11 protein-coding genes and 6 pseudogenes are annotated in these 10,941 nt (G+C 65.8%); 12 read left to right on the top strand and 5 right to left on the bottom strand.

Annotated features, from left to right (window positions below):
- The 4 pseudogenes from ACK5IR_RS14270 to ACK5IR_RS14255 form a co-directional block, all read left to right on the top strand.
- Positions 1–335 (top strand): annotated as a pseudogene (locus ACK5IR_RS14270) (hypothetical protein); the annotation flags it as partial.
- Between the two features lie 97 nt (positions 336–432).
- Positions 433–711 (top strand): annotated as a pseudogene (locus tag ACK5IR_RS14265) (IS66 family transposase); the annotation flags it as partial.
- Positions 712–821: 110 nt separating this feature from the next.
- Positions 822–1,133, top strand: a pseudogene (locus ACK5IR_RS14260) (integrase core domain-containing protein); the annotation flags it as partial.
- Between the two features lie 264 nt (positions 1,134–1,397).
- Positions 1,398–1,652 (top strand): annotated as a pseudogene (locus tag ACK5IR_RS14255) (IS5/IS1182 family transposase); the annotation flags it as partial.
- Positions 1,653–1,748: 96 nt separating this feature from the next.
- Here the strand turns inward: ACK5IR_RS14255 and ACK5IR_RS14250 are convergent.
- The gene (locus ACK5IR_RS14250) at positions 1,749–2,585 is read right to left on the bottom strand and encodes a 3-keto-5-aminohexanoate cleavage protein (RefSeq protein WP_416929836.1); all 837 of its coding nucleotides are present in this window, start codon (positions 2,583–2,585) and stop codon (positions 1,749–1,751) included.
- 282 nt (positions 2,586–2,867) lie between these two features.
- Between ACK5IR_RS14250 and ACK5IR_RS14245 the strand changes: the two genes are divergently transcribed.
- On the top strand, positions 2,868–3,500 hold the full coding sequence (locus ACK5IR_RS14245; RefSeq protein WP_416929835.1) for a response regulator: 633 nt from the start codon (positions 2,868–2,870) through the stop codon (positions 3,498–3,500).
- Positions 3,501–3,681: 181 nt separating this feature from the next.
- Positions 3,682–3,853 (top strand): annotated as a pseudogene (locus tag ACK5IR_RS14240) (transposase); the annotation flags it as partial.
- Positions 3,854–3,983: 130 nt separating this feature from the next.
- Here the strand turns inward: ACK5IR_RS14240 and map are convergent.
- Both map and sfsA read right to left on the bottom strand, forming a co-directional pair.
- Positions 3,984–4,793 (bottom strand): type I methionyl aminopeptidase, encoded by an 810-nt coding sequence (map, locus tag ACK5IR_RS14235; RefSeq protein ID WP_416929834.1) that lies wholly within the window; start codon positions 4,791–4,793, stop codon positions 3,984–3,986.
- Positions 4,794–4,844: 51 nt separating this feature from the next.
- A complete protein-coding gene (sfsA, locus tag ACK5IR_RS14230; protein ID WP_416929833.1) occupies positions 4,845–5,585 on the bottom strand; it encodes a DNA/RNA nuclease SfsA in 741 nt (246 codons plus the stop codon).
- A gap of 49 nt (positions 5,586–5,634) precedes the next feature.
- On the opposite strand from sfsA, the gene ACK5IR_RS14225 reads away from it, so the two are divergent.
- The 5 genes from ACK5IR_RS14225 (at position 5,635) to ACK5IR_RS14205 (ending at position 9,034) form a co-directional block, all read left to right on the top strand.
- Positions 5,635–6,366, top strand: a complete 732-nt coding sequence (locus ACK5IR_RS14225) for a competence/damage-inducible protein A (protein WP_416929832.1) — start codon at positions 5,635–5,637, stop codon at positions 6,364–6,366.
- Complete coding sequence (locus ACK5IR_RS14220) at positions 6,363–7,097, top strand: GNAT family N-acetyltransferase (protein ID WP_416929831.1); 735 nt, start codon at positions 6,363–6,365, stop codon at positions 7,095–7,097. Before ACK5IR_RS14225 ends, ACK5IR_RS14220 begins: the two co-directional genes overlap by 4 nt.
- On the top strand, positions 7,094–8,050 hold the full coding sequence (locus tag ACK5IR_RS14215) for an OmpA family protein (protein WP_416929830.1): 957 nt from the start codon (positions 7,094–7,096) through the stop codon (positions 8,048–8,050). Before ACK5IR_RS14220 ends, ACK5IR_RS14215 begins: the two co-directional genes overlap by 4 nt.
- A 177-nt stretch (positions 8,051–8,227) precedes the next feature.
- On the top strand, positions 8,228–8,368 hold the full coding sequence (locus ACK5IR_RS14210; protein ID WP_416929829.1) for an aa3-type cytochrome c oxidase subunit IV: 141 nt from the start codon (positions 8,228–8,230) through the stop codon (positions 8,366–8,368).
- Positions 8,369–8,395: 27 nt separating this feature from the next.
- Entirely contained in the window at positions 8,396–9,034 is a 639-nt protein-coding gene (locus ACK5IR_RS14205; RefSeq protein WP_416929828.1) for a hypothetical protein, read from the top strand.
- Here the strand turns inward: ACK5IR_RS14205 and ACK5IR_RS14200 are convergent.
- Together ACK5IR_RS14200 and ACK5IR_RS14195 are read right to left on the bottom strand one after the other, a co-directional pair.
- Positions 9,031–9,360, bottom strand: coding sequence for an AzlD domain-containing protein (locus tag ACK5IR_RS14200; RefSeq protein WP_416929827.1), 330 nt, complete (start codon positions 9,358–9,360; stop codon positions 9,031–9,033). The genes ACK5IR_RS14205 and ACK5IR_RS14200 overlap by 4 nt on opposite strands.
- Positions 9,357–10,067 (bottom strand): annotated as a pseudogene (locus tag ACK5IR_RS14195) (AzlC family ABC transporter permease). Before ACK5IR_RS14195 ends, ACK5IR_RS14200 begins: the two are co-directional and overlap by 4 nt.
- 131 nt (positions 10,068–10,198) lie before the next feature.
- Between ACK5IR_RS14195 and ACK5IR_RS14190 the strand changes: the two are divergent.
- Positions 10,199–10,780: a GNAT family N-acetyltransferase gene (locus ACK5IR_RS14190; RefSeq protein ID WP_416929826.1), complete on the top strand. Its 582-nt coding sequence runs from the start codon at positions 10,199–10,201 to the stop codon at positions 10,778–10,780.
- Positions 10,781–10,941 lie beyond the last annotated feature (161 nt).

Genomic DNA, 10,941 nt, shown 5'->3' with positions numbered 1-10,941 from the left:
CGAAATCGTCGCGCAGGACGGTGACATCACGATGCCGGAACTGGCGTCCGCCTTGCAAGACGCAACCGGCGTGCGCGCGCACCCGAACGCGATCGGAAAGTTCCTTCGCAAGCTCGGCTATGCGCATAAAAAAGTCGCTGGTGGCGGCGCAGGCCGAGGCGGTGCTGCAGCAGGATGCGTTCGCCGGGCATCTGTTCGTGATTCCCCGGATGGAAGTCGAGCCGACGCCCGGCAGCGATGCCTGTGCGGATTACAGCGGGCGTCTGCGCCGGATCGGGGAAGACGTCACCGAAGAACTGGAATATGGTGAGGCGGGAAAGCATTTGATCCAGTGAATCAAATGCCCGCCAAACGGCCGCTTCATCGTGAACCGGATCGTCCGGCCTTGCCTGTGCCTGTTGCGAACGCTTCACGCAATCGCCACTGCCCTCGCGCCCCATTGAACGCGGTCGCCCCGGACCCGGGTTGCTGGCCATGTGCTGGTCAGCAAATATGCGGATCGTCTTCCATTGTATCGCCAAAGCCAGATCTTCGACCGTGAAGGGCTGGACCTCGACCGCTCCACGCTGGCCGACTGGGTCGGCAAGAGCACGGCCCTGCTGGAGCCCCCGGGCCGATGCCATCGGTCGTCATGTGCTGGCCGGCAAGGCAATCTTTGCCGATGATACCCCGGTCCGCATGCTCGCACCCGGCACCGGAAAGACCCGGACGGCAACGCCACCGGTCCCTTCGCTTGACTCGCCGACACTATCGCCCGAATCCCCGACTGCAAGATCAACAGGGTCGATGATCTGTTGCCATGGAAATGGAACCGGTAGCGGTCAGACCGGACGGTTACGTATCTGTCCCTCAAATACACCGAGCGCCTTGCCGAGGTAGGGATAGAGCCCTCGGTGGGCAGCGTCGGTGGCAGCTACGACAACGCTTTGGCCGAGACGATCAACGGGCTGTTCAAGGCCGAGGTCGTCCACCGCCAAGGTCCGTGGCGCAGCTTCGAGATCGTCGAATACGCGACCCTGGAATGGGTGGACTGGTTCAACAACCGTCGCCTGCTCGAGCCCATCGGAAACATCCCGCCCGCTGAGGCCGAGACCAACTTCTACGCCACTCTGGAAACTGAACCTATGGCCGCGCAAATAACGAAAACCAGCCTCCGGCAAACCCGGTGCGAAAGGCGCGCGGACGCCCTGTCGATGGGCGGCGCGCCGGCCGCATCGATGTCCGCTCCTGCTCAAGGGCGCGATGACCGGGCCCGCCTTCGCCGCCCGGGCGACGCAGCTCACCGACATGTTCGATACCCTCTCAGAAATCTGCAAATTCTTCACGCCAGAGGAATGCTGGAACTACTTCAAGGCGGCCGGATATGTCTCAGGTTAAAGGCGGGATGCTATAGGAACGAGGATTGTCCTGCCGCAACGGTGCGCAATGACATCCTGCGCGCGACCCCGCGCCTTGGGTGGGCGATCTGGAAGCGGTGGTCCGGTTATCATGTCCGAAGTCGGATCGGGGCAGAGATAGGCGGTCTCAAGTCCTTCAGAGAAAGGATCGTCTCACGAGACCCAAACCGCCAGACCGCCGAAATCTACATCCGCATCGCCCGCATGAACCGCTTCAACGCCCTCGACCACGCCGAGATCGAACACATGGCCTGAGGTCATCGGGGCAAGGGGGAAACTCGTTCAAATGCTGAGTTCTACAACAACGCCCAGGGAATCCATCATGGCATTTATGCACCAGGCCGGCGAGGGCTACCGCCACGGCTGCCGCAGGCCCAGAATATCGCGCGCCTGGCGCCATGTTGCCACGGGGCGCTCGTATTTCTCGCACAGATCCGCAGCCCGCCTCACCAGTGCGGCGTTGGAGGGTGCAAGCGTGTTCCGGTCGAGGCGCATGTTGTCCTCCAGCCCCGTGCGCGTATGGCCTCCCGCCGCGATGGACCATTCGTTGAGTGTGATCTGGTCACGTCCCACGCCGGCACCGCACCATTCGGCATCGGGGGCCAGTCGCCCGAGGGTGCGCAGGTAGAAATCGAACACTTCGCGATCGACAGGCATGGCATTCTTCACCCCCATCACGAACTGGATGTAAAGCCGGCCCGGAATGCGCCCGTCGCGGTTCATCGCCACTGCCTGAAAGACATGGGACAGGTCGAAGGCCTCGATCTCGGGCTTGATCGAATAGCGGCGCATTTCCCCGGCAAGCCAATCCACCAGATCGGGCGGGTTTTCGTAGACCCGTGTCGGAAAGTTGTTCGACCCCACGGAAAGCGAGGCCATATCGGGCCGGAGCGGCAGCATCCCGCCGCGCGCTGCCCCGGCCCCCGACCGACCGCCGGTCGAGAACTGGACGATCATTCCCGGACAGTGCGTTTCAACCCCCTCTTTCAGCCGGGCGAACCTCTCGGGGTCGGAAGACGGGGTGCCGTCGTCGTTGCGGACGTGGCAATGGGCGATCGCTGCCCCTGCTTCAAAAGATTCGTGCAGGCTCTCGACCTGCTCGGCCACCGTTACCGGCACGGCCGGGTTGTTTTGCTTGGTCGCAACCGATCCGGTGATTGCGACGCAGATGATACAGGGTTTGCTCATGCCTCCCTCCCTTGCGGTTCGTCGCCCTTCTGCCGGCCAGCCACAACCGGTCCGGGCGGTACGGTCCGGGTACTGGAACGCCAAATTGCCGCAATATTCAACCGGCGACCGTATTTTCTGCGATCCGGCGGCGCGCCCCTGGCTTACCCTGTGCGGGGTCGAATCCGGTGCGCAAATGTGAAGCGACCCCGCACGGCGGGCATCGTCGCCCTTGCCGGTCATAACGCCCTTGCCATAATTGTCGAAAGCATCATAGCCTGACGATATAACTGGGGTCGCCAGATGCGAGTTCTTGTTGCCGACGACCACGACCTGTTGCGTGACACCCTGACCTTGTGGTTTCAGCGGGAGGATATCGATGTCGCTTCCACCGGCAATCTTGCCGAAACGGAGGTGGCCATAGCCGCCAGCGAGCCGTTCGATCTGATCCTGCTGGATTATCGCATGCCCGGAATGAAGGGGTTGGAGGGCCTCAGAACCGTGCTCGGCAAGGCGAAGGGCGCGCGCGTCGCGCTGATGTCGGGGATCGCCACGCGCCACGAGGCCGAGCAGGCTCTCGCCATGGGCGCGTCGGGGTTTCTGCCCAAGACGCTGCCGGCCAAGACGCTGGTCAACGCGGTGCGTTTCATGGCGGCCGGGGAGGTGTATGCGCCGGTCAGCCTGATGGAATCCTCGCCCATGGAAGTCGAGCGCGATTCCCTGCGCGAGAAGCTGTCACCGCAGGAACTCAGGGTCCTGGAGCAATTGAGCGTCGGCAAGGCCAACAAGGAAATCGCGCGTGAACTGGATGTCCACGAGGCGACGGTAAAGCTCCATGTCCGCTCGGTCTATCGGAAGCTTGGCGTCCAGAACCGGACCCAGGCCGCGTTGCTGGCACGCGAAGTCGGATTGTTCAGCGACCAGACGCAGGGTTGATGTCTTCGAAAAGCTCTATTGCGCAAATGCTGTCGAGGATTCAACCTGCGGAGAGGTGTTGTTGCACAAGTCTTTCCGGTGAAGGATTCGCTCTCTGAATCCATGGAGTTAAGAGATCTGTATGAGCAAACCCGAACCTGCCCGCTAGCGCACGACGAACCGGAACTCCTGCAACAATGCGCTGAAGCGGCGCGGGCCGCTGTTGATCTGGCTCAACAAGGACATGGTGTGGCTAGCGCTTTAGGACCGGTCGTAACGGGCGTCCGCCGGTCTTCAGCGATGTCGCGATCCAGTTCTGCCTGATAGTGAAGGTGCTGTTCGGCCTGCCACAGCGGCAGACGACCGGGACGGTGATCAACGATCGCGCCCGCGATATCGCCAACCTGTTCCGCAGCCCGCAGCGCCACTACGTGCCGTTCCTCGACGTGCTGAAGTTCCAACTGACGTCACGGGTCATTCTTCAGGGCCGCTGGCATGGCAGGCTCACCCCCAGGTCGGATGGAAGCTGCCCGCCGGTGACAGGGTGAAAATCTCGACCCCGCTGGCGGTCACCCCGACCGAATGCTCGAACTGGGCCGAAAGCGATTTGTCGCGCGTCACCGCCGTCCAGTCGTCGGCGAGGATCTTGGTCTCGGGGCGGCCGAGGTTCACCATCGGTTCGATGGTGAAGAACATGCCTTCCTCGAGAACCGGCCCGGTGCCGGGGCGGCCATAATGCAGCACGTTGGGCGGCGCGTGAAAGACCCGGCCCACACCGTGGCCGCAGAAATCGCGGACAACGCTCATCCGGTGCGCCTCGACATAGCTCTGAATGGCGTGGCCGATATCGCCAAAGGTGTTGCCCGGCCTGACCGCCTCGATCCCCTTGAACAGCGCATCGTGCGTAACCTCGATCAACCGCTCCGCCCGGCGCGGCAGCTTGCCGGCCACATACATCCGGCTGCTGTCGCCGAACCAGCCATCGACGATCACCGTCACGTCGATGTTCAGGATATCGCCGTCGCGCAGCTTCTTGTCGCCGGGAATGCCGTGACAGACGACGTGGTTCACACTGATGCAGGTTGCGTGCCTGTAACCCTTGTAACCGATGGTGGCCGAGGTCGCGCCGGCTGCGGTCACCATATCCTCCACCGCCTTGTCGATATCGCCCGTCGCGGCGCCGGGCTGAACCAGCGGCGCGACCCGGTCGAGGATATCGGCGGCCACCTGCCCGGCGGCGTGCATTCCGGCGAAATCCGCCGGCTCGTAGAGACGGATGCCGTCTTTCGTCAGTTGTGTGCGGCTGTCGTCCAAGTCTTCACCCCGCGCTGTGCCAGTATCCGCGCTGAACATAGGTTCAATCGGTCAGGATTGCCAGTTTCCGGCGCGGGACTGTGGCGCCGGATCCACATTCAGCGCCCCGCCCAGCGTCACACCCTGCCGGTCGATCGCCGTTCCATGGCAGATCGCCTCGACGCCCGCCATCCGCGCGGCGTCGAAAGCCGCCGCATAGGCCGGGTCGAGATCACCCGCCATCCGCAGCCGCGCGCAATCGGTCCGCTGAACCAGATAGAGCATGACCGCCCGGTGCCCGGCCGCCGCCATGTGCGACAGTTCCGCCAGATGCCGCGCGCCGCGCGCGGTCACGCTGTCGGGAAATTCGGCCCAGTCATCCTGCCGGCGCAGGTGGACGTTCTTGACCTCGACATAGGCGTCGGGCAGCCCCGGTTCGCTCAGCAGGAAATCCACCCGGCTTTTCGTGCCATAGCGCACCTCGGGGCGAACGCCGCCATAGGCGGCGAGGGCGGGGATGGCGCGCGCCTCCAGCGCCTCCTTCACCACGCGGTTCGGCACCGCCGTATCGATGCCGGCCCAATGGCCGCCGGGCAGTTCGACCAGCCGCCAGCCGAATTTCAGCTTCTTTTTCGGGTCGTCGTTCGGCTCCAGCCAGACCCGCGCGCCCGGCTCCTGCAGGCCCAGCATCGAGCCGGGGTTGGGGCAATGGGCCAGCACCGTCCGGCCCGTCCCCTCAAGCGCCACATCGGCGAGGAAACGTTTGTAGCGGCGGATCAGCCGGCCGGGCACAAGCGGGGTTTGAAAGCGCATGATCGCGGCCTATACCGGCCGTGACGGACAGACAAGGCAGGAGGGGCCGATGAGCAATCCAACAGCCGCGATGCTGGTGATCGGAGACGAGATCCTGTCGGGCCGCACGCGCGATGCCAACGTCCAGTATCTGGCCGGGGCGCTGACCAACCACGGAATCCGGCTGGCCGAGGTCCGCATGGTCGCCGACAGCCAACAGGCAATAATCGACGCGGTGCGCGTGCTTTCGGACGGCTTCGACAACGTCTTCACCTCGGGCGGGATCGGGCCGACGCATGACGACATCACCGCCGACAGCATGGCCGCGGCATTCGGCCGGCCCATCGGCATACGCGACGACGCGCGCGCCATACTGGCCGCCCGTTGCGAGGCGACCGGAAACGAACTGAACGGGGCGCGCCTGCGCATGGCGCGCATCCCCGACGGGGCGACGCTGATCGAAAATCCGGTTTCGGGCGCGCCGGGGTTCACGCTCGGCAATGTTCATGTGATGGCCGGCGTTCCGGCAATCTTTCAGGCGATGGTCGCCTTGGTGCTGCCGACGCTGGCCGGCGGCGATCCGGTGATGTCGCAATCGCTGCGCGTCCTGCGGCCCGAGGGCGAGATCGCCACCCCACTTGCGGCGCTGGCGGCGGATTTTCCGCAGCTTTCCATCGGTTCCTATCCGTTCCAGAAAGACGGCATCTTCGGCGCCAATATCGTGATTCGCGGCACACAGGCCGCTGCGATCGACCGGGCGATGACCCGGCTGGCGGCATTGTTCCCCGAGGCCATCGCGTGACACCGCCGTCCCTGCCCGAGATATTCGCCACGATCGAGGCCACGTGGCCGGCGCGGCGCGTGATCGACCTGCCCGGCTGGCAGGTGCGCGACGGTGCTGGCGGCGGCAACCGGGTGGCGGCGGCGACCGCCACCGCGGCCGCACCCGATCCTGCGCCGATGGAGGCCGCGCAGGCCAACCTGGGCCAGGAGCCGCTGGTCATGATCCGCCCCGGCGACGAGCCGCTCGACCGCCGGCTTGCCGGCGCGGGTTACGATCTGCGCGATCCGGTCACCGTCTATCTGGCGCGCGTCGCCGATCTGGCGCTCGACCCGCCGAGGGTCAGCGCCTTTCAGGTTGCATGGCCACCGATGCAGGTTCAGCGCGAGTTATGGGCCGCAGGCGGCATCGGGCCGGCGCGCATCGCCGTCATGGACCGGGTCGAGGAAGCGAAATGCGCCATACTCGGCCGCACCGGCGACCAACCGGCCGGCACCGCCTTTGTCGCCGGTAGCGGGCGGATGGCGGTGCTCCACGCGCTCGAGGTCTCGCCCCGCATCCGGCGGCGCGGCACCGCCCGGAATATCATGCGCGGCGCGGCCCATTGGGCGCGCGATGCCGGGGCGCGCTGGATGGCGGTGCTGGTTACCGATGCGAACGCGCCGGCCAACGCGCTTTATGCCTCGCTGGGCATGTCGCCGGCGGGCCATTACCATTATCGGGTGAAACGGGTGGCGGAAAAAACCGGATGACCGATATTCCCCAGACGGCGCCCTTTGGCATGGCGGTCCTGCTGGCGTTTTCAACCGTCAGCCAGCCCGTCGCGGCGCTCGACCCGCCACCCAATGCCACCCTGACCGCCACCGAAACCGAAACCCTCGCAAGGGTGGCGATCCCGGTGTCCGGCTGGCAGGGCGGGCGGATGCAGACCGTCGCGGCCGAGGGCGAGGTGCTGCGGCAGGCGTGGCAGATCCCGACGCCGGGCCTTACCACGTTGCAGATAATCGCGCCCCTTCGCGAGCAACTGGAGGCCGGTGGCTACACGGTGGTTTTCGAATGCGACACCCGCGCCTGCGGCGGGTTCGATTTCCGCTACGGGCTCGACCTGCTGCCGGAACCGGCGATGCACGTGGATCTGGGCGATTTCAGCTATCTGGCCGCGCAGAGCGCCGGGGAGACGCCCGGCACCCGACTCTTCCTGATGGCCAGCCGTACCCGCGCGCGCGGCTTTGTCCAGCTTACTCAGGTCTCTGCCACCGTCCAGCAGGCAGACCCGCCGCAGGCCGGGACACCCCCGATGGCCATGGCCACGATGCCGGCCACCGGCAATACGCTGGAAGACGATCTGACCGGCAAGGGCCGTACCGTGCTCGGCGATCTGGAGTTCGAGACCGGCTCGTCGCGGCTTGCCGGCGGCGGATTTGCCTCGCTGGACGATCTGGCCGCCTTCCTGCGCGATCACCCGGCAACGCGTGTCGCGCTGGTCGGCCACACCGACACCGAGGGTGCGCTGGATGCCAACATCGCGCTGTCGAAACGCCGCGCGGCAGAGGTAGCGGCACGGCTGAGCGAAGACCACGGCATACCCGCCGCCCGTCTTTCCTCCGAAGGGGTCGGCTATCTTGCCCCGCTGACCAGCAACGCCACACCCGAAGGGCGCACCATCAACCGCAGGGTCGAGGTCATCCTTCTGAGAACGGACTGAAGCGGGGCGTCTTCCGCCGTTGCGTCGATCAGCAGGCAATTGCCCGCCGCCGGAAACCGGAAACGCCCTTCCCGCAAGTGGACAATGAAATCCGCCGGGCTGCCGGTGCGGGGTTAACAGCGGCGGCATGATGGGCTAACAAATCCCCTGAGCGAACGCGGCAAGGGAGACGCAAACATGTCGACTACCAGGGATATGGCCGAAAGCACCGACATCGCCGAACATGAAAGAACCTTTCACAGCTTTGTCCGCATGGTCCGGAATGCCGCCATTCTGTGCATTGTCATCCTGATTTTCGTCGCGCTCGTGAACGGCTGATCTCGCGAAACGAACTGGAAATACCCGATGAGAGCGTTCCTGCTGGCACTTTGCCTGCCCCTGTTGCTCGGTGCCTGCGCCGGCTCCGGCCCCTATGCCTCGGACGAGGAGGTCGCCCGGGCGCGGTTCCGCGACGACGGGCCGCCGACGATCACGCTTTTCACCATGATCAACAACCGTTCCAACGAAGGAGCGCACAGCGCGCTGATGGTCAGCGGCTCGCAGCGGGTCATCTTCAACCCGGCGGGCACCTTCACCCACCCGAACCTGCCGCAGCGCGGCGATACCTTCTACGGGATCGACGACGGCAAGGTCGATTTCTTCATCGACTATCATGCGCGCGAGACCTACCGGGTGATCCGCCACGACGTGGTTGTCACCCCCGAACAGGCCGAGATCGCGCTGGCGCGGGTGACATCGAACGGAGCGGTGCCGAACGCGCTGTGCACCACCTCGATCGGGCGCACCCTGCGCGACGTGCCCGGGTTCGGGAACGCCCCGCGCGCCCCGTTCCCCAGGACCACGATGCGCTATTTCGATACGATCCCGGGGGTGCAGATCCGGCGCTACTACGACAACAGCCCCGACGACCGCTCGGATATCGTGCGCGACAGCCCGGCCGACCGGCAGGATATCGTGGTCGAATACGGGCCCGATACGCGCTAACCGGTGATCGCCAGCCCGCAATAGAGCGCCGCCAGCCCGCCAAGGATCGCCCAGAGCGGGTTGCGCAGCCACAGACCCACGGCAACCGTGACAATCGCGGCGATCAGGCGCACCGGGTCCGGCTGCCCCCCGGTTGCCGCCGGCCAGACGACAAGCGGGGCCACCAGCGCGGGAAACACCGCCACCGGCGTATAGTGCAGGTGCCGCAGCAGCCAGCCCGGCAGCGGCCGGTCGCCGATCAGGCCCAGGAACGAAAACCGGATCAGGTAGGTTCCGATCCCGAGGGCGACGATCAGCACCCAGATTTCGGCGTGGGTCCGGCTCATGCGCGCCCACCCGACACGCGCCGTTCCACCTCGGCGCCGGTGGCGACGGCGGCGATCGCCGCCAGCATCAGCCCGAGATTATAGGGCATCCCGGCCAGCACCAGCCCGAGCGTCATCGAGACAAGGGCCGCCGCCACATGGGCGAGGGTCCGTAGCGCCGGGGCGATCAGCGCCAGGAAGGTGATGGGCGCGGCGAAATCGAGCGCGAATTGCGGCGGGATGCCGCGCCCGGCCACCGCGCCCAGATAGGTGCCGACATACCAGAGCGGTGCGATCAGGCTTACCGCGCCGAAGTAATAGGCAACGCGCTACGGCACGCTCATGCCGGGATGCGCCTCGAAGCGGGCACTGGCGAGCGCGTAGTTCTGGTCGAACATCAGATAGGACATGCAGGCGCGCTGCCACAGCGGCGCGGAGCCCACATAGGGCGCGAGCGAGGCCGAATACATCGCCATGCGCAGGTTCACCGCCAGCGCCGAGATCAGAACGATCAGCGTCGGCGTATCGTCAGCCATCAGTTGCAGGGCGGTGAACTGCGCCGCACCCGCAATGACGAGGAAGGAGAATCCCATCACCTCGGCCAGGTTCAGGCCCGCCTCGCTCGACAGGACGCCGAACAGCAGCGCGAAGGGCACCGTCACCAGCAGGAAGGGCGCACCGCCACGCAGACCGGCGGCAAAGGAGGATATCGGTCTGGCTGACTGCATGGCGGGGTCCGGATACTGCCCGTCGCGCTTATGCGAAGCTGCCCGCCGATGCAATCGCCCGCCGGCTTGCGCCGCGCGGCCGCAGGCGTCAGAAACGGCGCATTGCCGGCAGCAGGAAAGCGGACGGAGCCATGCGGATCGTGAGAGGATTCCCCGAAGAGCAGCGCGCGCAGGTGGCGCGGCTTTTCTGGCTGGCCTTTGCCGACAAGCTGGCACGGATCATGGCCCCCGAAGACAGGGCGCTTGCCTTCGTCGAGGCCACGCTCGATCCCGGCCATGCGCTCAGCGCGCAATCCGCCGATGGCCATCTGCTCGGTGTCGCCGGATTCAAGACGCCCGACGGCGGGCTGATCAGCGCGGGTTTCAGAGACATGCGTCGCTTCTACGGTCTGGCAGGCGCGCTGTGGCGCGGGCCGCTGCTCGATCTGACCGAACGGCCGCTCGCCCCGGGCGAGTTGCTGATGGACGGGCTGTTCGTGGCCGCCGCCGCACGCGGACAGGGTGTCGGCTCGGCGCTGATCGAGGCGATACAGGCCACAGCGCGCGCACGTGGGTGCGAAAGCGTCCGTCTCGACGTGATCGACCGGAATCACCGCGCCCGGGCGCTCTACGAACGGCACGGATTCATTGCCGTGGGGCGCACGCAAACGGGCGTTTTCGCGCGTGTCTTCGGCTACCGGCATGCCACCGTGATGCGTTGCGCATTGACATGATACCAACGGTCATGGGAACCGACCGCTCGCAACACCGGCGATGCGGACGAAGCTGCCGTTCTTCTTTCGCCCGGAACAGCCGCCCTGGCGGCCCGGGCGGCGCCCGTCCGCCCCCTCGGGCGGGCGCCTTGCAACCTCACTGCGCGCACGCACGTTGGAGG

Origin of the sequence: Tropicimonas sp. (genome assembly GCF_047971885.1) — a bacterium.
Lineage (GTDB): Bacteria > Pseudomonadota > Alphaproteobacteria > Rhodobacterales > Rhodobacteraceae > Tropicimonas.
Note: the sequence above shows the minus strand (reverse complement) of the source record. Positions and strands in the feature narration are given on the sequence as shown.